At 51.8% G+C, this 22,645-nt stretch carries 24 protein-coding genes; 4 read left to right on the forward strand and 20 right to left on the reverse strand.

The genetic code is table 11. From position 1 onward, the window contains the following. Nucleotides 1-17 precede the first annotated feature (17 nt). The gene (locus EK22_RS05380; RefSeq protein WP_235209225.1) at nucleotides 18-827 is read left to right on the forward strand and encodes a hypothetical protein; all 810 of its coding nucleotides are present in this window, start codon (nucleotides 18-20) and stop codon (nucleotides 825-827) included. Between the two features lie 273 nt (nucleotides 828-1,100). Here the strand turns inward: EK22_RS05380 and EK22_RS05385 are convergent, their stop codons facing one another. The 4 genes from EK22_RS05385 to EK22_RS05395 all read right to left on the reverse strand — a co-directional run bounded on the left by EK22_RS05385 (nucleotide 1,101) and on the right by EK22_RS05395 (nucleotide 2,976). Further along, nucleotides 1,101-1,952: a transposase gene (locus tag EK22_RS05385; protein ID WP_036248954.1), complete on the reverse strand. Its 852-nt coding sequence runs from the start codon at nucleotides 1,950-1,952 to the stop codon at nucleotides 1,101-1,103. A gap of 144 nt (nucleotides 1,953-2,096) precedes the next feature. After that, nucleotides 2,097-2,318: a type II toxin-antitoxin system HicA family toxin gene (locus EK22_RS23515; protein ID WP_081917773.1), complete on the reverse strand. Its 222-nt coding sequence runs from the start codon at nucleotides 2,316-2,318 to the stop codon at nucleotides 2,097-2,099. Further along, the gene (locus EK22_RS05390) at nucleotides 2,311-2,517 is read right to left on the reverse strand and encodes a hypothetical protein (protein ID WP_036248771.1); all 207 of its coding nucleotides are present in this window, start codon (nucleotides 2,515-2,517) and stop codon (nucleotides 2,311-2,313) included. The genes EK22_RS23515 and EK22_RS05390 overlap by 8 nt, the downstream gene beginning before the upstream one ends. Nucleotides 2,518-2,598: 81 nt before the next feature. Continuing rightward, complete coding sequence (locus EK22_RS05395; RefSeq protein ID WP_036248774.1) at nucleotides 2,599-2,976, reverse strand: hypothetical protein; 378 nt, start codon at nucleotides 2,974-2,976, stop codon at nucleotides 2,599-2,601. A 453-nt stretch (nucleotides 2,977-3,429) separates the two neighbouring features. Between EK22_RS05395 and EK22_RS23040 the strand changes: the two genes are divergently transcribed. Both EK22_RS23040 and EK22_RS23045 read left to right on the forward strand, forming a co-directional pair. Continuing rightward, a complete protein-coding gene (locus EK22_RS23040; RefSeq protein ID WP_152565005.1) occupies nucleotides 3,430-3,882 on the forward strand; it encodes a hypothetical protein in 453 nt (150 codons plus the stop codon). Between the two features lie 6 nt (nucleotides 3,883-3,888). Then, nucleotides 3,889-4,386, forward strand: a complete 498-nt coding sequence (locus tag EK22_RS23045) for a tyrosine-type recombinase/integrase (protein ID WP_051961698.1) — start codon at nucleotides 3,889-3,891, stop codon at nucleotides 4,384-4,386. Between the two features lie 465 nt (nucleotides 4,387-4,851). On the opposite strand, the gene EK22_RS05405 is transcribed toward EK22_RS23045, so the two are convergent. Genes EK22_RS05405 through surE form a run of 3 tightly spaced genes read right to left on the reverse strand, consistent with a single transcriptional unit; the run spans nucleotide 4,852 to nucleotide 6,850 of the window. Next, nucleotides 4,852-5,439 carry a YqaA family protein gene (locus EK22_RS05405; protein ID WP_020157825.1) on the reverse strand — a complete coding sequence of 196 codons (588 nt, stop codon included), beginning with the start codon at nucleotides 5,437-5,439 and terminating at the stop codon, nucleotides 4,852-4,854. Beyond that, nucleotides 5,436-6,098: a protein-L-isoaspartate(D-aspartate) O-methyltransferase gene (locus EK22_RS05410; RefSeq protein ID WP_036248777.1), complete on the reverse strand. Its 663-nt coding sequence runs from the start codon at nucleotides 6,096-6,098 to the stop codon at nucleotides 5,436-5,438. Before EK22_RS05410 ends, EK22_RS05405 begins: the two co-directional genes overlap by 4 nt. Further along, nucleotides 6,095-6,850 carry a 5'/3'-nucleotidase SurE gene (gene surE / locus EK22_RS05415; RefSeq protein WP_027147023.1) on the reverse strand — a complete coding sequence of 252 codons (756 nt, stop codon included), beginning with the start codon at nucleotides 6,848-6,850 and terminating at the stop codon, nucleotides 6,095-6,097. The genes EK22_RS05410 and surE overlap by 4 nt, the downstream gene beginning before the upstream one ends. Nucleotides 6,851-6,924: 74 nt before the next feature. On the opposite strand from surE, the gene EK22_RS05420 reads away from it, so the two are divergent. Continuing rightward, the gene (locus tag EK22_RS05420) at nucleotides 6,925-7,491 is read left to right on the forward strand and encodes a Smr/MutS family protein (protein WP_036248780.1); all 567 of its coding nucleotides are present in this window, start codon (nucleotides 6,925-6,927) and stop codon (nucleotides 7,489-7,491) included. Here EK22_RS05420 and EK22_RS05425 read toward each other — a convergent pair. The 13 genes from EK22_RS05425 to mrcB all read right to left on the reverse strand — a co-directional run bounded on the left by EK22_RS05425 (nucleotide 7,488) and on the right by mrcB (nucleotide 22,565). Beyond that, nucleotides 7,488-8,315: an undecaprenyl-diphosphate phosphatase gene (locus EK22_RS05425; protein WP_020157829.1), complete on the reverse strand. Its 828-nt coding sequence runs from the start codon at nucleotides 8,313-8,315 to the stop codon at nucleotides 7,488-7,490. The two genes, EK22_RS05420 and EK22_RS05425, sit on opposite strands and share 4 nt — an antisense overlap. 16 nt (nucleotides 8,316-8,331) lie before the next feature. Next, a complete protein-coding gene (truD, locus tag EK22_RS05430; RefSeq protein WP_152565006.1) occupies nucleotides 8,332-9,357 on the reverse strand; it encodes a tRNA pseudouridine(13) synthase TruD in 1,026 nt (341 codons plus the stop codon). 204 nt (nucleotides 9,358-9,561) lie between these two features. Then, entirely contained in the window at nucleotides 9,562-10,035 is a 474-nt protein-coding gene (gene ispF, locus EK22_RS05435) for a 2-C-methyl-D-erythritol 2,4-cyclodiphosphate synthase (RefSeq protein ID WP_036248782.1), read from the reverse strand. Continuing rightward, on the reverse strand, nucleotides 10,032-10,724 hold the full coding sequence (gene ispD / locus EK22_RS05440) for a 2-C-methyl-D-erythritol 4-phosphate cytidylyltransferase (protein ID WP_036248784.1): 693 nt from the start codon (nucleotides 10,722-10,724) through the stop codon (nucleotides 10,032-10,034). The genes ispF and ispD overlap by 4 nt, the downstream gene beginning before the upstream one ends. A 136-nt stretch (nucleotides 10,725-10,860) precedes the next feature. Beyond that, nucleotides 10,861-11,130: a cell division protein FtsB gene (gene ftsB / locus EK22_RS05445; RefSeq protein ID WP_027147024.1), complete on the reverse strand. Its 270-nt coding sequence runs from the start codon at nucleotides 11,128-11,130 to the stop codon at nucleotides 10,861-10,863. A 75-nt stretch (nucleotides 11,131-11,205) separates the two neighbouring features. Continuing rightward, a complete protein-coding gene (gene eno, locus EK22_RS05450) occupies nucleotides 11,206-12,486 on the reverse strand; it encodes a phosphopyruvate hydratase (RefSeq protein ID WP_036248787.1) in 1,281 nt (426 codons plus the stop codon). 23 nt (nucleotides 12,487-12,509) lie between these two features. Beyond that, nucleotides 12,510-13,343, reverse strand: a complete 834-nt coding sequence (kdsA, locus tag EK22_RS05455; RefSeq protein WP_036248791.1) for a 3-deoxy-8-phosphooctulonate synthase — start codon at nucleotides 13,341-13,343, stop codon at nucleotides 12,510-12,512. Next, on the reverse strand, nucleotides 13,343-14,974 hold the full coding sequence (locus EK22_RS05460) for a CTP synthase (protein ID WP_020157836.1): 1,632 nt from the start codon (nucleotides 14,972-14,974) through the stop codon (nucleotides 13,343-13,345). Before EK22_RS05460 ends, kdsA begins: the two co-directional genes overlap by 1 nt. Nucleotides 14,975-15,233: 259 nt before the next feature. Next, nucleotides 15,234-16,553, reverse strand: coding sequence for a tRNA lysidine(34) synthetase TilS (tilS, locus tag EK22_RS05470; protein WP_036248795.1), 1,320 nt, complete (start codon nucleotides 16,551-16,553; stop codon nucleotides 15,234-15,236). A gap of 81 nt (nucleotides 16,554-16,634) precedes the next feature. Then, nucleotides 16,635-17,600 (reverse strand): acetyl-CoA carboxylase carboxyl transferase subunit alpha, encoded by a 966-nt coding sequence (gene accA / locus EK22_RS05475; RefSeq protein ID WP_036248797.1) that lies wholly within the window; start codon nucleotides 17,598-17,600, stop codon nucleotides 16,635-16,637. 519 nt (nucleotides 17,601-18,119) lie between these two features. Further along, complete coding sequence (locus EK22_RS05480; RefSeq protein WP_036248800.1) at nucleotides 18,120-19,424, reverse strand: replication-associated recombination protein A; 1,305 nt, start codon at nucleotides 19,422-19,424, stop codon at nucleotides 18,120-18,122. Between the two features lie 162 nt (nucleotides 19,425-19,586). After that, nucleotides 19,587-20,216: an outer membrane lipoprotein periplasmic chaperone LolA gene (gene lolA, locus EK22_RS05485; protein ID WP_036248803.1), complete on the reverse strand. Its 630-nt coding sequence runs from the start codon at nucleotides 20,214-20,216 to the stop codon at nucleotides 19,587-19,589. A gap of 12 nt (nucleotides 20,217-20,228) precedes the next feature. Further along, entirely contained in the window at nucleotides 20,229-22,565 is a 2,337-nt protein-coding gene (gene mrcB, locus EK22_RS05490) for a penicillin-binding protein 1B (protein WP_036248805.1), read from the reverse strand. Between the last annotated feature and the right edge of the window lie 80 nt (nucleotides 22,566-22,645).

A 22,645-nucleotide genomic window follows, 5' to 3' on the forward strand; every position in this document is an offset into this window, starting at 1 on the left:
TGCCCGTGGAGTTTGCGTTGAATAAAACACTTCTGTCATTGATGTTCATGGTCTTGTTCGGCAACGTAGCCTTTGCAGGGCAAACCGTAATTGAAGTCATCCCGCTTGCAAACCGGCCCGCTTCCGAAATACAGCCCTTGCTCGAGCCCCTGCTGGATTATGCCGATCACGCGATTGCCGACGGCTCCAACTTGGTGATCAAGACCACGCCTGAGCGACTGACTGAAATCAAAACGCTCGTCAACAAGCTGGATACCCGCCTGAACAATGTGGTGATTACAGTCATGCAGAGCCGGCATCTGACCGCCGACGAACTCAATGCCGCCGCCAGGGTCAGGGTCCGTGGCCCAATCGATGATTTATCCAGAGCCCGCGCCAGCGCGTACGGCCATTATTATCGAACCCAGGACCAGTACGCCAATGAAAGCACGCAAACCATCCGCTCCCTGGAAGGCAATACGGCCTATATTCAGGCCGGCAGCACGTATCCGACAGAAACCCTACAGATTTATGATTCGGGCTATGGCCCGACAGCGTCCAGCACGACCACCTTTATCGATGCGACGGCGGGCTTTGCCGTCACGCCCAGGCTGGCAGGCGAGCACGCCATCCTCGAGGTTTCGCCGTGGTCCGACAAACTCAACGCGCGCGGTCAGATTGAAACCCAGCAAGCCCAATCCACGATCCGGGTGAATCTCGGCGAGTGGGTGGAGTTGGGCGGTATCGATGAAGACAGTCGACGCAGCGGCAGCGGAACGCTGGCCCGGCTTCGGCAAACCAGCCAGAGCAAGCTGCGTATTTTGGTTAAGGTCGATAAAATCGATTAGAAAGAGCGGCTCGGAAACATTACCTTCAGGGGCATGCGACGCCATGAAAACAAGCCATTCACTGGCCGAAGAGCGCCAGAGGTTTTCATAAACCCGATAGGATACGCACATATGCCCTTTAGCAAGGCAAAAGGGTCAAGGCAAAAGGGTCAGGTCTAGATTCATCAAGGCAAAAGGGTCAGCAAAAGGGTCAGCAAAAGGGTCAGGTCTAGATTCATCAAGGCAAAAGGGTCAGCAAAAGGGTCAGGGTCAGCAAAAGGGTCAGGTCTAGATTCATAGCTTTCTTTTTGATCTTGCTGCCCTGATAATTTTACCGACGGTTGTAAAATGTAGTTCAAAAAAATCCGCTATTTGTTGATAGCTATATTCCCCTGTGGCATAGGCCGAGATGATCGCCTCGTTCCGGCTGGCAGAAAGTTTTTGATATTCGGCTAATGGCAATGCGGGCGCTCGTCTTTGTGCTTTTGGAAAATTGACATCGTTGTTTTTCCCTTTAATTTTGCCCTGCATCTGCGATACGAATGTGTCATCCCCGAGGAATATTTGACGTTTTAGCGCTCGCCAGATGGACTCCTGGTCAATCCCTTGTGTGACAAATTCCCTATAACGTTTTATGGCCGTGTTACGATGAGTTGAAAACTGAGCCAACAAGCCATCGGTGGCCAACCATGACGGTACCGGTGCTTCACCGGTCATCGCCCGATAACTGTTCCATACCCAGTCTCCAGGCGATGTCACCATTCCGACTCGGACAGGATTGAGTAAAACATAACGCGTCAGTTCTAAAAGGTAATTTTCGCCATCAACCAGTATCGCTTTGTAGCGGCCTTGAAATAAATGCCCGGAGCGGCCGTGCCGGCGATTCGATGTTTGCGTATAAACACCGTTCAACTGCCGCATACCTTTCGAAAGATTGGCATCAGGCGTTTCTATGACCAAATGATAATGGTTAGTCATCAAACAATAAGCATGACAAACCCAGTTAAAATCCTCTACAACACGCTTCAAAACATCAAGGAATTGAACCCTGTCTTCATCATCTTCATAAATGTTTTCGCGACGGTCACCACGGGAAGTCGCATGATAGAACGCGCCTGAAAATTCGATTCTAATAGGTCTGGTCATGAACAAAGTATATAGCAAGCAATACTACTAATCTAGACCTGCCCCCGCGCCCCTTGGATATCTTTCCGGCTCCAGACATTTTAAGTTGTACTCTAACGCAAAGATCGGCGGCTAAGCGTTAGCGGAGTCCGCTGGAGCGTATGGTTAAGCGTGAAGCGCCGCAATAAATTCGTCGGGGGAAATACCAGCCTGTTTCAGAACTCCGCTCAACGTACCAGTTTTTAGTTCGGCGTGATTAGGCACAACGCAACCCGAGGAACCGCGTCGCATCACGATATGGCTACCACATTGCCGTACAACCACGAATCCCAAACGCTGCAACGCCCGCACAACCTCTGCTCCTGACACAACCGGCAATTTAGGCATGTTCCGGTACTTGGAATGAGGTCAGCAGAGGGCGTCCGGCAATGGTAATAGGAAATTCTTCAAGATAAAGCTCGGTCGCTTCACGTAGATTGCTCAATGCTTCTTCAACGGTTTCACCTTGTGTAGTTGTGCCGGTTTCCGGATTGAAGGCGACATATCCCCCTTCAGGGGATGGCGTTAAAACTGCTGAGAGTTCCATGGATTTTCTCCATTAATGATATAGGGGATTGAAGAGCTTAAAGAAAAGGATAACTTGCCTCAATGATCAAGCTGAATTCGATTATAAATAGCAGACACTATTTTGCTCAATTTTTATATGCTTACGCTTTTCAAGCTCATCGATAATAGTGTCGATATCCGCCTCTGAAATGCCGCCTTGGAATTGAAACATTGACCTTATTGAATTGACTAACGTCTTTTTCTTGCTCGGTCTCAATTTCAAAAGCCTTTCAACAACGTATCCGAAGGTGTCAATTTCATCAGTGGCTTGTGCTTTGGTGATTTTGGAACTTTTTATAGTAACTTCTGATTCTGATCGATTTTGTGGGTTTGAATTCTCTTCTTCCTTTCTTGCCACCTGTATTAACAATTGAGCAAGGCGCAGTTTATCCCTATAACTAAGCTTTTCGCATGCAAGAGCTATTACATCGTATGTCATTTAATTTCTGTTCCCTTTTTGAAGCTTAACGGGTCGAATAAGGAGCGCGTTAGCGTCTGTCTTGATTCGATTGATGGCGATAGGTTAATAGTAGCAGTGAGTTTATTAACTGTTGCGCTCCTTATTCGACCCGATGGCTCCGAAGCCGAGCCATCAAGTTATTATCTAGGTCGGCATATCTTATATTCCAGAGCGTCTATAGGGCAAAATAGTTCTGGAAGTCTTGTGTCTCTAAACGGGATAACATTCATATTAATCGTAATAAATAGACATGGATATTACCGATGATGAAACTTCCTGATGATTTATCCCGGCAATTTGACGCTGAATTGATTAAAAAAATCGTACCCTGACAACATCAAGTATTTTTATAAAAAATGGCTGCGTTTTTATTGGGACTTTTGCAACAAGTACTGTCACAATCCTTTTCAGCCAGCCAGTTTGCCGCTGTTTTTGAAGAAGCTGGAGGACAAACGACAATCGGAGCAGCAACGAGACCAAGCTCGACAGGCTATTGCGTTGTTTTATGAGATGCATGCCGCATTCAGGCCAGCTCCAGCCCGTTCTAACAAGACCATAAAGCCAACCAGAAGTTTATCCACAATCTCCCCAATGCCGCCGACTTATCATCAGGGTGTAGCGCCTGAAATCAACAATAGCGCTCAAACACTTCCTGCCGAAATACTGATTCAGCAAGAACCACCACAAACGTATGTCTGTAAGAAGATTAAAAAGGATGGCAACAGAAGTGTTAAAACCGGAACCAGTTGGGTATTTGTCTATGATACTTTAAACAACGAAATTATAATTCGTCATTATTCACCAAAAACCTTGAAATCCTACCGTGGCTGGGTGCGTCAGTTACAGACATTTACCCAAAGCAAGGATTATCAGATGCTTACATAACAGGATGTGGTTGATGTTTTGACGTATCTTGCCGTCGAAAAAAAGGTTTCCGCCTCCAGTCAAAATCAGGCATTTAATGCCTTGTTGTTTTTATACAAACAGGTGCTAAAAAAAGAGTTTGGCGAAATCAAAGGCGTGGCCAGGGCAAAGCGCAAGCCTGATATCCCCGTGGTACTCTCCCGCGAAGAAATCGATTTGATTTTCGATCACCTCGAAGACCCCGTTAACCTGGTCGCCAAACTTTTATACGGTTGCGGTTTACGGCTGTTTGAATGCCTGAATCTGCGCGTACAGTGTTTCAATCTTGATGCCGGTATTTTGACGGTCCATGATGGCAAAGGTAAAAAAGACCGAACGGTGCCCCTGCCGCAATCGCTTGTTCCGGCGTTAAAACAGCAATTACAGAGGGTGATCGACTTGCATGAAGCGGACTTGAAGGCGAAATACACCGGTACGTTTTTACCGGATCAACTAGTACTTAGTCAGCCTTGTTCTGACGAGTAAAATTTGCAGAGCATTCATGGCGTGCGAATAGTGCGAATAAATTCGCACCTACAACTTAACCGCCATAATTAAATGGACTGACTACTAGATCGAAAAGATAAGAACGCCGCGAAAGAACTTATCTGGCAATGGTTTTTTCCGGCCCAATCGCTGACGCTGATAACGGAAAAACAGGAACGCAGGCGTTACCACATTCATGAATCAGTGGTGCAGAAAGCGATTAAACAGGCACAAAGTCCTCTGGATTTTGATCCCAATCCCAATTAAAAAAATACAACGAAAACAAAGTTTTTGCATTCGATCAAGTTGCCTTGTTTTTAAATGGTTTTCTGCTTTGCCGCTGACAGTAGCCCTTCGGAAATCCTGATCGACGCCTCAAGGTCGATTTGAGGTCAATGCCTGATGCAGTTGAGACTACCCCCGGAAACTGTCGGATCAGGCTCAGCGTTTTGGTCTCCGCAAGCATCATCCCGGCTGCCACAGCTTATAGATGCCAGCGCCGACAATCACTAAAGCGACAGTCGCCCAGCCCAGCCGGTCCATGTATTCGCGCAATTTCGACTCCAGCTTTGCTCCGCCGGCCGCCAGCAGCATGGCCACCAGAAAAAAGCGCGCGCCGCGGCCAATGAATGAAGCCAATACAAAAGGCAGAAACACCATATTGAGCGTGCCGGCCGCGATCGTGAAAACCTTGTAGGGAATCGGTGAAAACCCCGCGATGAAGATCGCCCAGAAACCCCACTGCTCAAACCAGGTCCTCGCCAGCAAATAACTGTCCCAATAATGCGTTGTCTCCAGCCAGGGCCTGAGACTATCGAACATGAAATAGCCGATCGCATAGCCCAGCATGCCGCCCAGAACCGAGGCGATCGTGGTAAATGTCGCCAGCCGGAAGGCCTTATCGGGCTGCGATAACGCCATCGGCGCCAGCATGACGTCGGGCGGTACCGGAAAAAACGAGGACTCGGCGAAACTTAGCGTGCATAAATATTTCACCGCATGCCTGTGTTTAGACCATGACAACGCCTTGTCATATAATTTTTGAAACATCATAGTTCTCTCCCTGATAAAAAAGGTACAAAGCTGACCGGTTCCAGTTCTTCAACTTCAAACCCGCCCTGGGTACGGACAACCCGTTGTAATGTCTGATTTCCGCTTTTGCCGACCGGAATGATCATAATCCCGCCCAGCGCCATCTGCCGCAGCAGCGTTTCCGGAATTTCCGACGGCGCGGCAGATACCAGAATGCCGTCGAACGGTGCCTGTTCCGGCCAGCCCAAAATGCCATCGTTATGCTGATAACTGACGTTCTTGAGCTTTAAATCCCATAAATGGTTTTTCGCTTTTTTCTGTAAAGGCCAGATTCTTTCCATGGTATACACATGATCTGCCAGCTGCGCCAGAATGGCGGTCTGATAACCGCAACCGGTTCCAATCTCAAGCACTTTCGCCAGGCGGCCGAACTCGAGCAGCAGCTCCGTCATTTTGGCGACGATATAAGGCTGGGAAATCGTCTGATTGTAGCCAATCGGCAGGGCGACATCTTCATACGCCCTGCTCGCCAGCGCTTCGTCCATGAAAATATGCCGCGGCGTATCGCGCATGGCGTCAAGAATTTTATTGTTGCTAATGCCCTGCTGGGCCAGCCGGTTGATCATGCGCTCCCGGGTACGCCGGGACGTCATGCCTATTCCTTGCAGACTTCGCATCATAAATTTTTCTCCTCAGGCAGCCAGGCCTTTAATCCATTGATGCGTTCATACCAGGTTAAATCGACCTGCAGAGGCGTAACCGACACATAACCCGTGTTGATGGCGTGAAAATCAGTTCCGGGACCTGCATCCTGTTCGGTCCCGGGCGGCCCCACCCAGTAAATAATGCGTCCGCGCGGATCGGTGCTCTTGACTACCGGTTCGGCTTTATGCCGCTGACCCAGTCGCGTAGCCTGATAGCCTTTTAAATCATTAATTGTGACGTCGGGGACATTGACGTTCAGAATCGTATCTTGCGGTAAAGGATACTTGATCAATTGCTGCAATAACGTTACAGCCACATGCGCGGCTGTTTCAAAATGGGTGGGGTTGCTTGATGCCAGGGAAATGGCGATGGCGGGCAGACCTAGAAAACGGCCTTCGGTCGCAGCGGCAACGGTTCCCGAATACAGCACATCGTCCCCCAGGTTTGAGCCGTGGTTAATGCCGGCAAAAACCATATCGGGCTCTGTATCCAGCAGCCCCGTTATGGCCAGATGCACGCAATCAGTCGGTGTACCGTCCACTCTGACAAAATCGTTCTCCCCTACAGACATGCGCAAGGGCCTTTCCAGTGTCAGTGAATTGCTTGCAGCGCTACGGTTTCTATCCGGCGCGACCACTGATATGTCGGCATGTCCGCGCAATGCATCCGCAAGTGCGGAAAGCCCTTCAGCCAAGTACCCGTCATCATTACTTAACAAAATGTGCATTATCAGTCGCCCTGAAGCAAAATAAGCTATAAAATCAAACATATTAGCAACAATACTCGACAAAATCAGCTTTCGTGGCAAAAAAAAATCTCACCTCAGAAGACAGTCATTTGTTCCGCAAAACCATCGGCAAAGTATCCGCCATCAAGAGCGATAAGGTACTGTTAACAAAAGAAAAAAAACCCAAGCCCATTCCCAGGCGCGCGTCGCCCGACATGGAGGAATACTTAGTCGATACGGCTGAAACTGATATTGAAAGCGTGACGCCGGAAGACACACTGAGCTTTCTCGCGCCCGGCGTGCAAAAAAACGTCTTAAAAAAGCTGCGCCGCGGCTATTTCGGGCTCGATGCCGAAATCGATCTGCACGGACTGAACAGCCACGAAGCCAAACGCCAGCTGCTAAAATTTCTGCACATGTGCATAGAGGACGGCTGCCAATGTGTCCATATCGTGCACGGCAAGGGCTATCGCTCACCCGATAACCATCCTGTCCTGAAAAATAATCTCAACTTATGGCTCAGACAACACAAGGAGGTTCTGGCCTTTTGCTCGGCATCGCAGAAAAACGGCGGCGCCGGCGCGGTTTTTGTGCTGCTGCACGTCTCCGAGAAATACCGGGACGAACGCGATGATTTTTAATCCACGGTCCATTGCACCAGGCCGCTATAGGCGGTACCGATGACCAGTACGCCGAATATGATGCGATACCAGGCAAACACGGTAAAATCGTGATGGCTGATATAGCGCAGCAAGGCGCGCACGGCTAGCAGGGCACTGAAAAACGCCGCGACCAGGCCTATCGCAAATACCGGCAAATCCGTGCTGTGCAGCAATTCGCGGTGCTTATACAAATCGTAAATACTGGCGATAATCAACGTCGGTATAGCCAGGAAGAAAGAAAACTCCGTTGCCGCCTTGCGCGACAATCCGAACAGCAAGCCGCCGATGATGGTCGAACCGGAGCGGGACGTACCCGGTATCAGCGCCAGCGCCTGCGCAAAGCCGAGCTTTAACGCATCCAGCGCGGTCAAATCCTCAACCTCATGAATGCGGATTTTATGTTCTCTTTTTTCCGCCCAGAAAATAATAAACGCGCCGATAATAAACGCTGACGCGACGGGAATCGGCTTAAATAAGTGCGCTTTGATCAGGCTGCCGAATGACAGACCCAGAATCGCCAGCGGCATAAAGGCGATCGCCAGGTTAATGGTGAACTTTAAGGCGGCAGGCTGCCATTTTAACAGACCCGCGATGATGGCCCCGATCTTGACCCGGTACTCCCAGCAGATCGCCAGAATGGCGCCGGTCTGGATCACTATTTCAAAAACCTTGCCGGTTTCATCATTAAAATCCAGCAAATCGCCGACCAGAATTAAATGCCCGGTACTGGAAATAGGTAAAAATTCGGTCAATCCTTCAACAACCCCCAGGATAAAGGCTTTTAATGCGATTATTAAATCCATTCTGTAGTCTCTCTGTTTATACTTCGATGATTTCGCGTAATACCGCCGTCGCATAGCTGCCGGCCGGTAAGGTAAAACTAAGCACTAACACCTGATCGCTGATAAACTGCCATAGCAGATTGCGGACATTCACCCTTAACGCGCGCCTGTCCATCTCGATACCGGTATTGATCAGTCCCCGGGCCAGAGGCTCGTATTGCTCGATAACCGCTTGCTCAATCGCCAGGGCATCGGCCGATACGCCTGGTTCGCCCTTGCCCCACAATGCGCCGGTCGGATGTATGTCATGACTCTGTAACCGCTGGACGATGTCCTGCTCGGGCTGATCCGATTTAAAACAGCTGTGCGACTGATCAAACATATAGGTATCGCCGGCAACCGCCCGATTCCAGGTTTGTTGCGCGACACGGCTGGCTAAAATCTGGTTGAACAGATAAGACCGGGCCGCCGATAAATAAATGCCGCGCTGCTCGCGTTTGACTTTCACACCCTGAAATAATGCCAATGCATGGCTGACATTGCGCCCTTCATGGCCGAAACGCTGGGGGCCGAAATAATTGGCGATGCCGCCTGCTTTCATGGCTTCCAGACGAGCGATGGTCTGTTCCTGATCGCCCTGCCAGTCCCGCACGACAAGCTTGAAGCTGTTGCCGGATAAAACCCCGCGTTTTAATTTTCTGGCGTGGCGGACAGCGGTAAGCACCTTGACGTTGTCGGATTCAAATTGCTTCCAGTCGGGATCTTCCTTGCCCGGCAGCCAGACACTGAACCACTGCGTTGTAACGGCATGACGGTCTTTCAGGCCGGCATAGCTGACATCCCGCTGCCTGACATCGGCAAACCGGGCCAGCTGCCTGGCCACGTAATCGGTGTTTTCATCCTTTTTTTCGATGTGCAGGAACACATGCTCGCCGGCGCCCGACGGTTCAAAGGCAAGATGTTCGTCGACAACAAAGTCTTCCGGCAGCGTGCGGATTTTGCCGCGGCCGGCGGGACCGCCATACACACAGGGCCACTCGGGTAGTTCAATCGATTGTGTCAAGTTCGGCTCGGCTGGTTAATAGGGGCTGGGTAGCGATATGATGGCTTGCTTAGGGACAGGCATAAAATAACGTCATCAAGGGTGCGGATGATCTCCGATGCAGGTGCGAATTCATTCGCAAGGTCCCATACCTTCTAAGGCACAAGTGAATCCGCATCGACACTCCCTGATTTATGTCATGTCCCTTATTTAGTCACGTCACTGTTATTTTTCTATCAAGACGACGGCCTGAACGGCGATGCCCTCTTTGCGCCCTTCAAAGCCGAGTTTTTCCGTCGTGGTCGCCTTGACATTGATGCAATCGACATCGACTTTCAGGTCATCGGCGATATTGCGGCACATCGCACTGATGTAGGGCGACATTTTAGGGGCCTGGGCGATGATCGTGATATCGGCATTGACCAGGCTGTAGCCTTTTTCCTGCACGATGCCGTAAACATGGCGCAGCAGAACGCGGCTGTCGGCGCCTTTAAATTCGGGATCGGTATCGGGAAAATGCTTGCCGATATCGCCTAATGCCGCCGCGCCCAGCAGGGCATCGCTTAACGCATGCAGCACGACATCGCCGTCGGAATGCGCTTCCAGGCCTTTTTCATAATCTATCTTTACGCCGCCTAGAATGACGTCGCCGTCCTCTTTGAAGCGATGCACGTCATAACCTTGTCCAACTCTGATCATTGTTGTTCCATATAAAATTGTGCTAACGGTAAATCTTCCGGCCGCGTGATTTTTATATTGTCCGGGCGGCCTTCGACGATTTTCGGCCGCAGCCCTTTCAATTCCAGCGCACTGGCCTCGTCGGTGATGGCCGGATTGCCCTCGGCCTCTTCCAGGGCGTTTTTTAACATGCCGTAACGGAACATCTGCGGCGTCAACGCCCGCCAGATATGATTCCTGTCCAGCGTACCGGCAATACGGCCATCCTGTACATTTTTCAAGGTGTCGTGCGAAGACAGGGCCAGTATGCCGCCCACGTCGTCATGGATCAGACAGGCGATCAGATGATGAATGTCGCCAGCCGTGATACATGGGCGGGCCGCGTCATGCACCAGAACCCAATCGGTATCCGATGCCTTGTCCCTTATCGACTTTAACGCCGAAAGCACCGAATCAGCCCGCTCTTTGCCGCCCGGGGCGGTCAGAATCCGCTCATGCCGCGCTATGGCCAGATCGGGCCAGTAAGGATCTTCCCTGGATACGGCCACCGCGATGGCTTCAAACACATTGGTCTGCAGCAGGCGCGACAAGGTCTGCTCGATCACGGGCTTGCCGGCCAGTTCAAGGTATTGCTTGGGCCGGTCCGCCTGCATGCGCTTGCCGACACCGGCCGCGGGCACAATACCCCAGAATTTTGTAGTCTCGGTCATTTATTACTAATCGAATAGTGCGATGGCACGCTGTGCCGCTCACCGCTTTATCGGTAAAAAGACGGACAAACGATCAAGCCGTCCGCCCCCGCTATCTTGGACAGGCAACACCGCGCCCATCACTATAAGCTGATTATTATTCCAAAACCTGGAAGAAAGTCTCATCTTCCTTAATCATCCCCAACTCATACCGGGCTCTTTCCTCTATGGCCGCTTGTCCTCTTCTCAAGTCCAGCACTTCGGCGTAAAGCGCTTCATTGCGCACCTTTTTTTCTTCCACGCGTTCCTTCAAGTCATCGAGACGTTGTTGATACGCTTGAATCTCCCGAATGCTGCCATCGCCGAACCATAACCGGTATTGAAGATGAACGATCAGCAAGATGATAATTATTATAAGATTTTTTATTGGTCTGCCCTCGGAACGAGATAGCGGGCGGCCTGCCGGCCGCCCCTGCGATTATCCGAAAATCATCACCTGCGATTACAGCATTCTGAACGCACTGCGGCCTGCATATTTAGCCAGGTCGCCGAGTTCATCCTCGATTTTCATCAGCCGGTTATATTTGGCAACGCGATCGGAACGGCTTAAAGAGCCGGTCTTGATTTGCCCGGTACCGGTGGCCACGGCCAGATCGGCAATCGTGGTGTCTTCGGTTTCGCCTGAACGGTGCGACATAACCGCCGAATAACCGCCGGCGTGCGCGGTGTTGATCGCGTCCAGCGTTTCCGACAAGGTGCCGATCTGGTTGAGCTTGATCAGAATGGAATTGGCGATGTTTTTATCGATGCCCTCTTTCAGGGTGGCCGGATTGGTGACAAACAGATCATCGCCGACCAGTTGGATCTTGTCGCCCAGTTTTTCGGTCAGTACTTTCCAGCCGGCCCAATCATTCTGATCCAGGCCATCTTCAATGGAAATAATGGGATACTTTGAGACCCAATCCATAAAGAAATCGGTCATCTGCGTCGAATCGAAACTTTTGCCTTCCGCCGACAATTCATACCGCCCGTTCTTGAAATACTCGGAACTGGCCGCGTCCAGGCCCAGGCAGATATCGACTCCCGGTTTGTAACCGGCCTTTTCTATGGCTTCGATGATGACGGAAATCGCTTCTTCGTTGGAACTGAGATTCGGCGCGAACCCGCCCTCGTCACCGACGGTCGTGGCCAGGCCTTTTGCCGTTAACACCTTTTTCAGATGATGAAATACCTCGGCGCCATAACGGATCGCTTCCCGGAAAGACGGCGCGCCTACCGGCAAAATCATGAATTCCTGAAGGTCAACGCTGTTATCGGCATGCGAGCCGCCGTTGATGATATTCATCATCGGCACCGGCATGATGAACTCGCCGCTTTTGTTCAAATGCCGGTATAACGGCATGCCTGCTTCCCTAGCGGCCGCGTGGGCCGCCGCCATGGAGACCGATAAAATGGCATTGGCGCCTAAGCGCCCCTTGTTGTCGGTACCGTCCAGTTCGATCATTTTCTGATCGATCGCGGCCTGGTCGGACGCATCCATGCCGATAATCGCGGCACGAATCTCGTCATTGACATTGGCCACGGCCTTCAATACGCCTTTGCCCAAATACCGGCTTTTATCGCCGTCGCGCAGTTCTATCGCTTCGCGCTCACCGGTCGAGGCCCCGGAAGGCACCATGGCGCTGCCGGTCACGCCGGAAGCTAAAACAACATCGGCTTCAACGGTTGGATTACCCCGCGAATCAAGAATTTCTCTAGCGTGAATATCGACTATTTTAGCCATGATGACTCCTATTATTATTTAAATTATATGGTTGTTTCTATTAGCTGAGTTGATTTGACGGCCCGGTCGATCGTGGCCAATGTTTCCAATAATTCCTTCATCCTGTGCAATGGCCAGGAATTCGGACCATCACTTAACGCTTCGGCCGGATTCGGATGCGTTTCCATGAAAAGTCCGGCAATGCCGACGGCCATGGCCGCCCTGGCCAATACCGGCACAAATTCGCGCTGGCCGCCGGAAGACGTGCCCTGTCCGCCCGGTAACTGCACCGAATGCGTCGCATCGTAAACGACGGGGCAGCCGGTGTCTCTCATGACGGCCAATGAACGCATATCGGACACCAGATTGTTATAGCCGAATGACACACCGCGCTCGCAGACCATGATCTGCTGGTTGCCTGTGGCCTTGGCTTTATTGGCGACATGGAGCATATCCCAGGGCGCCAGGAACTGGCCTTTCTTGATATTGACCGGAATGCCCTGAGCGGCGACGCTCTGGATGAAGTTGGTCTGCCGGCACAAAAAGGCCGGCGTCTGCATGACATCGACAACCGAAGCCACTTCGGCCAGCGGCGTGTCTTCATGCACATCGGTCAAGACCGGCACGCGGATTTGCTGTTTGACCTTTTCCAGGATTTTCAGCCCCTGTTCCACGCCGGGCCCGCGGTAGCTTTCATGCGAGGACCGGTTGGCCTTGTCGAAGGATGACTTGTAGATAAACGGAATATTCAATACCGAGGTGACTTCCTTGAGATAGCCCGCCGTATCCAGCGCCATTTGCTCGCTTTCGATGACGCAGGTACCGGCGATCAAAAAAAACGGCTGATCCAGACCGGCTTCAAAATGGCATAATTTCATTATACGGTTTCCTTCTTATGTTTAGCGGCGGCAACGACGAATCCTGAAAACAGGGGATGCCCTTTTCTGGGCGTCGAGGTGAATTCGGGATGGAACTGGCACGCCAGAAACCAGGGATGCTCCGGAATTTCAATGACTTCGACCAGGCGGCCGTCGATCGATTTGCCCGAAAAGCGCAGGCCGGCTTTTTCGAGTTTTGCAAAATACTGATTATTGAATTCGTAACGATGGCGATGTCTTTCGGTAATCACATCTTTATGATAAAGCTGGAAAGCCAGCGAATCAGGCTGCAGCACGCATTGCTGGCCGCCCAGACGCATGGTTCCGCCCAAGTCGGAGTTGGCATCGCGCGTTTCGATCTGACCGCCTTCATCCATCCATTCGGTAATCAAGCCGATAACCGGATGCGGTGATTTAGGCAAAAACTCCGTACTATGCGCGCCCTCCAGGCCGGCCACATCACGCGCATACTCGATCACGGCAACCTGCATGCCCAGGCAAATGCCCAAATAAGGCACTTTGTTTTCACGCGCGTATTTAACCGTGGCGATTTTGCCCTCCACGCCGCGCTCGCCAAAGCCGCCCGGCACCAGAATGGCGTCGATGCCTTTCAGTCCGGCCACGCCCTCGTCTTCGATGATTTCCGAATCGATATAATGGATATTGACCTTGTGGCGCGTCCGGATGCCGGCGTGAATCAAGGCTTCATTCAACGATTTGTACGCATCGGTATGATCGACATACTTGCCGACGATGGCAATATTGACCTCATCAATCGGATGAGTCAGCGCTTCGACCACATTTTGCCATTCGGTTAAATCGGCCGGCGGCACGTCAAGCCTCAGTTTATGCACGACGATATCGTCCAGCCCCTGATCATGCAGCAACAGCGGGATGCGATAGATCGAATCGGCATCGACGGCGGTAATGACCGCTTTTTCCTCGACGTTGGTAAACAAGGCGATTTTACGCCGCTCGCTGATCGGCACCGGCTGTTCGGAACGGCAGATCAGGATATCGGGCTGGATGCCGATAGTGCGCAATTCCTTGACCGAATGCTGGGTCGGCTTGGTTTTCAGTTCGCCGGCGGAACGGATATACGGGACCAGCGTTAAATGGATAAACAGCGACCTGTCGGCGCCCAATTCAACGCGTAACTGGCGGATGGCTTCCAGAAAGGGCAGCGACTCGATATCGCCGACCGTGCCGCCGACCTCGATCAGTGCCACATCCATGCCTTCGGCGCTCTTGTAAACGCGGCGTTTTATCTCGTCGGTGATATGCGGAATGACCTGAACCGTAGCCCCCAGATATTCGCCTTTACGCTCCCGGCGCAGTACGCTTTCGTAGATCTGGCCGGTGGTGAAATTGTTCTTTTTGGTCATTGTGGTTTTAAGGAACCGCTCGTAATGGCCCAAGTCCAGGTCTGTTTCGGCGCCGTCCTCGGTAACGAACACCTCGCCGTGCTGAAAAGGACTCATCGTGCCCGGATCCACATTGATATAAGGATCCAGTTTGGTCATGGTGACTTTGAGGCCGCGGGCCTCAAGAATAGCAGCCAGCGAAGAAGCGGCAATGCCCTTGCCAAGAGATGATACAACGCCGCCGGTAATGAAAATGTATTTTGTCATGTAGAATTTTTAGACTTCAGATGGTAACTGATGAAGTGATGCCGGCAATTGCTTCCTGCATTGCTCCTTGTACCCCGGAGGGTGTAGCTCCTGCATAAGCCACGCGGATGTGATGCCTGCCGAAATTGCAGCAGCAAATATCGCCTCTATGCAGCAGTTGCAAGCAATCGTCCCCTGCATCGCCCTATCCCCGTCCATGGAGCCGCAAAACAGGTGCATTTTAATCGACAATGCCAAATTCGTCATTGTCTTTCAGGTTTTATTCTTGGCTTTTCCGATACAACCTGACGCAAGCGTCCGTTTCTTCGCTATAAAATTCGGCGCTGATCCATTTATCGCCGACAGCCGCGAGCTGATCATCCAGATAAACCAAAGGCATGCCCTGTCTTTCCCATGGCGGAATGCCCGCCTCCTGAAACAGGTTTTTAAGGACATGATGCCCTTCACGGCCCGGTAGCAGAATCTTTTCACCGCCGCGCCGGAATCTGACAACCACTCTGGCGCGCCGCCACCGCTCACGCGCTATTCCGGCCGATGAAGGCTGGCAAAGCAGATACTGATCATCGGCCAGTTTCACCGAGGCCTGCCCGGCGGGCCAGTCAATATCCTGCAAAATCGCTTTTGACGCGTGCTTCAGGCAGTACAGCTTGTCGCGGTAGCGCCGTATATTATGGCCCTGCCCGGACAGCACAGGATGGCTCTCCCTGCTTGCCGCGACGACCTGGGTGAGAATCCGCTCAACAAACCCCTGGGGCGGCATTTTCAGGCCCAATGTCTGAAACCAGTGTCTGATGACCAGTTGCTGCCTGTGCTTGTTTAATTGCTTCAACCGGCTGATCGACAGGGTCTTGTCGGCTTCATTGAAAACGGCATGGAATAAATCATCGGCAATGACCGACATCACGGTCTGCGCCTCGGCGCAATGCCTTGCCGAACGGGCGACTGTTTTATCGCAAGCCGGCCAGCGCTGTTTAATTAGCGGCACGACGGTATTGCGCAGGTAATTACGGTCGTAATCATTATGCAGATTGCTGGGATCTTCCACCCAGCTTAGTGCATGCGATTCGGCATAATGCCTTATCGCCTGCCTGGATACATTAAGCAACGGCCTGAGCATGACGCCCCGGCCGAAAGCCATGCATTCGGGCATGCCGGACAATCCACGCAGGCCGCTGCCGCGGAACAGCTGCAACAGCACCGTTTCCAGCTGGTCTTCCCGGTGCTGCGCCACCAGCAGTACGTCATTAGCGCCGATCAACGCTCTTAACGCATTATAGCGCGCGTTTCTTGCCGCCTCTTCCGGACTTTCGCCAGGCCCGGCAACGGCATTGACCCGCAAGGCCCTGAATTGAATACCGAGCGCTTCAGCGGTTTTGCGGCAATGCTCGGCCCAGACTCCGGCTTCCGCCTGCAGGCCATGATGGACGTAAACCGCGGTCATTTTATCGCCGAGACCTGCTATTGATGCACACAGATGCAGCAACACATGAGAATCGACACCGCCGCTGTAGGCAATATAAAGATGCGCGTTCGGTTTAACCTGATCCAGCGCCGATTCTATGATTGATGATGACAGCATGCGGTATAGCCTGAAAGGCAGGGATAAGAAAACAAAAGGCCGGCAAATGCCGGCCTGAAGATCCGATTAATTAACCGAAATTTATCGGCCTTCCTCCATAAAGGCGCCGAAGCTCATAATCCGCTGATATCGATTTTCCAGTATGGCTTCAATAGACTGTGCCTTCAATTCATCCATATGGCGAATCAATGCTTCCCTTAAATTCAAGGCAATCGTCTGAAAATTCCTGTGTCCGCCGCCTAGTGGCTCCCTGACCACTTCATCCAGAAGCCCCTGCTCGCGAATACGATCGGAAGTAATGCCCATCGCTTCCGCCGCCAATTGCGATTTATCGGCGCTTTTCCATAGAATGGATGCACAGCCTTCTGGCGAGATGACTGAGTAGGTGCTGTATTCGAGCATGATCAGCCGGTCGCCTACGCCGATTGCCAGCGCGCCGCCGGAGCCGCCTTCGCCGATAATCGTGCAGATAATGGGAGTTCTCAGTTTCGCCATTTCAAACAGGTTTCTGGCAATAGCCTCGCTCTGGCCGCGTTCTTCGGCACCGATGCCCGGGTAAGCGCCCGGGGTGTCGATCAGGCAAATGACCGGCATTTTAAAGCGCTCGGCCATCTTCATGACCCGCAGGGCCTTGCGGTACCCCTCGGGACGCGGCATGCCGAAATTGCGATAGATCTTTTCCTTCGTATCGCGCCCCTTTTGATGGCCGATAACCATCACCGGTTGACCTTCCAGCCGGGCCAGGCCGCAAACGATAGCGGGATCATCGGCATAGGCACGATCGCCATGCAACTCATGGAAATCGGTAAACATGTGTTCAATGTAATCCAGCGTATACGGGCGACCGGGATGTCTTGATAATTGGGAAATCTGCCAGTCGGAAAGATCTGAAAAAATCGACTCGGTTAAGGAAAGGCTTCTGTCTTCAAGCTGCTTAAGCGCATCTGAAATATTAATATTATTATCAAACTCCACATTGCGGAGCTCTTCAATTTTCGCTTCTAATTCAGCGATGGGTTGTTCAAAATCGAGGAATTTTAGATCCATGGAGACTTGGCTGTTAAATTTTGCTGAAAAGGGAATTTTATAGAAAAACCATATTTAATTCTAAAAAATTTCCCGTTTGTTTAAAGAAGCCCGACATTTTCAATCAGTCTGGGCAAATTATTAGTGCTCAATGAAGGGCGCAAGGTTTTTAACTGGCATTCTCACAGTGTGTAAATGCTGGGTTGATAAACCCAGCATTTCGAAGCCCCTTATGCTGGGTTTCCGCAAAGCTCCAACCCTGCCTACCCGCTAAGGATTTGGCTGAAAATGACTTCCTGAAACTGGAATCTTGCATAGGATGTTGACTCAAAGTAGGCGCTCTAGGCGGCACAGCGAAACGCATCGCTCGCAAACGATGCGCCTCCTGTCGTCGGCACATCCTATGTTTAAACAGGGACATTATTGACAACCAAATCCTAAGCCACAAGGATGCGGCGAATGTCGAAAACGCAGGAGCAGTTTTTCTATCCGCCTTCTGCATGCATCCTTGAATTGATTGAATGAAGCGTAAAAACAAGGTCACTTTGAGCGCCGGTCGAGCTCTTGCAAATGCCTCAGCTTTTCCTTGATTTTAATCTCCAGTCCCCGGTCCACAGGCTGGTAATACCGGGTCCCCGCCAATTCATCGGGAAAATAGTTCTCGCCGGCCGCGTAGGCTTCCGGCTCGTCATGGGCATAACGGTATGCCTTGCCGTAATCGAGCGACTTCATCAACTTGGTCGGCGCATTGCGCAAATGCACGGGCACGCCCAGGCTGCCGCTTTGCCTGGCGTCGCGCATGGCCGCGTTATAAGCCATGTACACGGCATTGCTTTTAGGCGCGCAGGCCAGATAAACGACGGCCTGGGCCAGTGCCAGTTCGCCCTCGGGACTGCCAAGCCGCTCCTGCGTTTCCCAAGCGTTAACGGCAATCTGCAGCGCCCGGGGATCGGCATTGCCGATGTCTTCCGAAGCCATCCGGACGATGCGCCTGGACAGATAAGTCAAGTCGCAGCCGGCATCGATCATCCGGCAGAGCCAGTAAAGCGAGGCATCGGGAGAACTGCCGCGCACCGATTTATGCAAGGCTGAGATCTGATTGTAAAATTCCTCGCCCTGATTATCGAACCGCCGCACGCCGCCGGTCAGCACTTCCCTGGCGATTTTCTCATCAATGACCCGGCTGTCATTGGCGGTGGCCAGTTCCACAGCGATTTCGAGCAGATTCAGCAAGCGCCTGGCATCGCCATCGGCCGCCTGGGCAAATTGCTGTTTAATGCTGTCGTCCATTTCGACAGCCCGCTTGCCCAGTCCTCGATCCGGGTCCGTTAATGCCTTGTTCAATACGCCCAGCAGATCGTCGGGCGTCAACGCATTGAGGACATAAACGCGAGCCCGCGACAATAACGCATTGTTAAGCGCAAAAGACGGATTTTCAGTCGTCGCGCCGACAAAATAAACCGTGCCGTCTTCCACATGCGGCAGGAAAGCGTCCTGCTGCGATTTATTGAAGCGATGGACTTCGTCGACGAATAGAATCGTGCGCCTGTGCTGTTGCTGCTGGATCTTCCGGGCCTCGGCGACAGCCGCACGGATCTCCTTGACGCCGGCCAGCACGGCGGAAATGGGCATGAATTCGGCATCGGATTGATGGGCGACAAGACGCGCCAGCGTTGTTTTGCCAGTGCCCGGCGGTCCCCAGAAGATCATCGAATGCAGTCGGCCTGAAACGATGGATTCATACAAGGGCTTGCCGGGCTTCAAAACATGCTGCTGGCCGACGTAATCATCCAATATTGCAGGCCGCATCCTGTCGGCCAAGGGTTGGGTCAAGTCTTCAAACATACAAAGGTCGAGAAGATAAAAGGCTAAAGATACACCCGTTCGGACAGTTTTTCCTGATTATTGCTGCATCGCTATAACTGAGATTTTTACCGCGACGCTCATTCAGGGTTATATTTGCTTCGTATCCTGTTTGGTGTTTATGTCTCGCGCAATGGCGATCGACTATTCGGAAAAAATATCGACACCCTTGGGTGCGCGAAATTGAAACAAATCCGGCCTGATTGCCTGATTGATCCTGACATTGGAAAAATAAATGCGCGTCAGCTGGCCGAAGTTATCGCTTAATTCCATGCCGCCCAATATCCCGCTGTTCAAACCGATCAAAACATATTTAAATCCGCTTTCTTCGTTTTTAGGCAGTAATTTTACCCAAAGTAGCCCCTCATCCTCGCCCTGTTGCTCCATAATAAAATTATCCTCCAGGGATACCTCGCCGCTTAACAGCAGTGCCGGCGTGGAGCCCAGTGACTCATCAAGCTTTTTAATGGTGACTTGCTCCAGATCCGTGTCATAAAACCAGACCTTGCCGGAATTGGCTATGATTTGCTGTTGAAAAGGTCTTTGATAATCCCAACGAAATTTACCGGGCCGTTGCAGATAAAAAATGCCATAACTGGTTTGCACCGGATCGCCGGCCTCATTGATCAGCACCTGTTTAAAATCGGCTGTCAGAGTCTTTGTCGTATCCAGAAACGCTTTCAGTTCCCGGACCGGCCTGTCTTCCGCATGGCCGGCGGCGCTAAAAAAGGCGAATGCCAGCAAAATCAAGTGAAAATAACTAACTTTGTTCATAGATACCTTAAATTATTGCGGAAAAATACTCTTGAAAAATGTATTAAACTCATTGACAGGCGCATCGACGCATGCCGCGTATTCAACTGGCGCGGAACCGGCGATATAAGGATACTCGCGCGCGCCCTCGCAGGCTTCATTCGCCAATAAGCCGCTATAAGGATCGACCCAGGCCATTTGGATATTATCCGGAGGAATCAGGTTTACCGGTTGCGTCGATATCTGCCGCATCAGTGATATCCAGACCTGCAAGGCTCCGCTTGAGCCCGTTAAACCGACCGGTTTATTATCATCGCGCCCCACCCAGACCACCGATAAATAATCACCGGTATAGCCGGCAAACCAGCTGTCTTTGGAATCATTGGTCGTGCCGGTCTTGCCGACCAGGCCATAATCGCCAGGAAATGCCGAATAGGCTGAACGCCCTGTTCCCTTATGCATGACTTCCTGCAGGATGGTATTAACGATATACGTGGCGGCAGGATCGACCGCCTGCCGGACGATGAACGGATAACTTTGCAGATGCTCGCCATTGGCCGCGACCACGGCTCTGATGCCGCGTATCGGCGTTGAAAAACCGTCGCCGGCCAACGTCTGATACATCTGCGTGACTTCCATGGGCGTTAACTCCGCGGCTCCCAGCAAGAATGACGGAAACAGGTCAACAGGCCGGGTAACGCCCATGTTTCTCAAGGTCTTGGCCGTTCTGGCAATACCGACATCCATGCCTATGCGTACCGTCGCCAGATTATAAGAATGCGTCAGGGCTGTATGCAGGCCGACATTGCCGTGCTCCCTGTGGTCGTAATTTCTAGGCGCCCAGACCTTACCATTGGCGCCCTTGATATGGATGGCGGTATCGCTTATCGGGGTGGTAATCGTATACTTGTCCGGATACTCCAGCGCGGTCAGGTAAATGACCGGCTTGATCAGGGAGCCGATCGGCCGGACCGCATCCAGGGCGCGGTTGAACCCTGCCGCCGTGTGTTGCCGACCGCCGGCCAGCGCAACAATTTCACCGCTATCTCTACGGGTCACTACAACAGCCGTTTCCAGCTTTTTGGCCTTAGGCCGTTTTTCCAGCTGATTCAGCTTAGTGGTAATGGATTGCTCCAATGCATCTTGAGCCAGGGTATCCAGCGTCGTGAAAATCCTCAACCCCTCGGACGTCAAATCTTCCTCGCGGTATTCCTGTTTTAATTGCCGCTTGACCAGGTCGAGAAAGGCAGGATAGCGGTTGGCCGAGCGATGGGTGCGCGCAACGACATTCAGCGGTTTTGCCTTTGCCTCCTCCGCCTGCCGGTCCGTGATATAGCCCTCGGCGGCCATCTCGCTCAGGACCAGGTTACGCCGCTGCAGGGCGCGATCGGGGTTGCGCCGGGGATCATAGTAAGAAGGCCCGCGCACCAGGGCGACCAGCGAGGCAATCTGTTCCAGCGGCAGGTCTTTTAAATTGCTGCCAAAATAAAATTCGCTGGCCAGGGCAAAGCCATGCACGGCGCTGCCGCCGTCCTGGCCGAGAAAAACCTCATTTAAATAAGCTTCAAGAATGGCGTTCTTACTGAACCGGGCCTCCAGTATCAACGACATGAAAACTTCATTGATCTTACGCCACAGGCTGCGCTCAGAGGTCAGATAAAAGTTTTTAACCAACTGCTGAGTGATGGTGCTGCCGCCCTGGACGATGCCGCCGGCGCGAAAATTGGCCCACATGGCCCTGGCAATGGCCTTCAATGAGATACCGAAATGGTCGTAAAAATCCCGGTCCTCGGTCGCCAGCAAGCCTTTGACCAGCGCGTCGGGCGCATCCTGCCATTTGATTAATATCCGATCTTCCTTGATAGTCGGATAAAAGCTGCCGATTTGCACGGGATCCATGCGCACGATGGCGACTTCCTTAGACTCCGCCAGATCAACGATGCCGGCTACGGTCGAGCCGGAAAAATTCAGACGGATCAGACTGGCGGGTTGAGGCTGATCCCAGAAGGCAAAATTACGGGTTTTCAAGCTAATCGATTGTCCCTGTCTGAAATAGGAGCCTTCCGACAATAGCCGGGCATCCTGACGATAATGCAGCCTCTGCAGTAACTCTTCAAACTTGGCGGCAGAAATACCATAGCCGGCATAAAGCTCAACCGGACTGGCGTAGACCCGGGCGGGAATCGCCCAACGATTGCCTTCAAACTTCTCGCGTACGTTGTAATCCAGATAACCGATATAGCTCAGTAAAACGAATGTAAATCCAGCAACAATAATCCAGACTGTATTTCTAACCCAGTGAGAATCAGGTTTCTTTGGCTTTTTTTTCTGGACATACCGAACACCGCGCTTTCTTGTTTTTTCTACCATAGCCTCATACTACATTCATCATTTCATTAAGTATCATCCCTGACAGCACCCTGTATTATACATAAATAGGAATACCTGAA

This window comes from Methylobacter sp. BBA5.1, assembly GCF_000746145.1.
GTDB classification, from domain to species: Bacteria; Pseudomonadota; Gammaproteobacteria; order Methylococcales; family Methylomonadaceae; genus Methylobacter; species Methylobacter marinus.

Coding starts and splice junctions, on each gene's coding strand:
- EK22_RS05425 (WP_020157829.1), bottom strand. CDS start 8,315: ATGGATTTAATAATCGCATTAAAAGCCTTTATCCTGGGGGTTGTTGAA.
- EK22_RS05410 (WP_036248777.1), bottom strand. CDS start 6,098: ATGATGCGAAGTCTGCAAGGAATAGGCATGACGTCCCGGCGTACCCGG.
- EK22_RS05385 (WP_036248954.1), bottom strand. CDS start 1,952: ATGACCAGACCTATTAGAATCGAATTTTCAGGCGCGTTCTATCATGCG.
- EK22_RS05405 (WP_020157825.1), bottom strand. CDS start 5,439: ATGATGTTTCAAAAATTATATGACAAGGCGTTGTCATGGTCTAAACAC.
- EK22_RS05460 (WP_020157836.1), bottom strand. CDS start 14,974: ATGACAAAATACATTTTCATTACCGGCGGCGTTGTATCATCTCTTGGC.
- ispF (WP_036248782.1), bottom strand. CDS start 10,035: ATGATCAGAGTTGGACAAGGTTATGACGTGCATCGCTTCAAAGAGGAC.
- EK22_RS05390 (WP_036248771.1), bottom strand. CDS start 2,517: ATGGAACTCTCAGCAGTTTTAACGCCATCCCCTGAAGGGGGATATGTC.
- mrcB (WP_036248805.1), bottom strand. CDS start 22,565: ATGGTAGAAAAAACAAGAAAGCGCGGTGTTCGGTATGTCCAGAAAAAA.
- EK22_RS23515 (WP_081917773.1), bottom strand. CDS start 2,318: ATGCCTAAATTGCCGGTTGTGTCAGGAGCAGAGGTTGTGCGGGCGTTG.
- surE (WP_027147023.1), bottom strand. CDS start 6,850: ATGCACATTTTGTTAAGTAATGATGACGGGTACTTGGCTGAAGGGCTT.
- kdsA (WP_036248791.1), bottom strand. CDS start 13,343: ATGAAATTATGCCATTTTGAAGCCGGTCTGGATCAGCCGTTTTTTTTG.
- eno (WP_036248787.1), bottom strand. CDS start 12,486: ATGGCTAAAATAGTCGATATTCACGCTAGAGAAATTCTTGATTCGCGG.
- accA (WP_036248797.1), bottom strand. CDS start 17,600: ATGGATCTAAAATTCCTCGATTTTGAACAACCCATCGCTGAATTAGAA.
- EK22_RS05480 (WP_036248800.1), bottom strand. CDS start 19,424: ATGTTTGAAGACTTGACCCAACCCTTGGCCGACAGGATGCGGCCTGCA.
- lolA (WP_036248803.1), bottom strand. CDS start 20,216: ATGAACAAAGTTAGTTATTTTCACTTGATTTTGCTGGCATTCGCCTTT.
- tilS (WP_036248795.1), bottom strand. CDS start 16,553: ATGCTGTCATCATCAATCATAGAATCGGCGCTGGATCAGGTTAAACCG.
- EK22_RS05395 (WP_036248774.1), bottom strand. CDS start 2,976: ATGACATACGATGTAATAGCTCTTGCATGCGAAAAGCTTAGTTATAGG.
- ispD (WP_036248784.1), bottom strand. CDS start 10,724: ATGACCGAGACTACAAAATTCTGGGGTATTGTGCCCGCGGCCGGTGTC.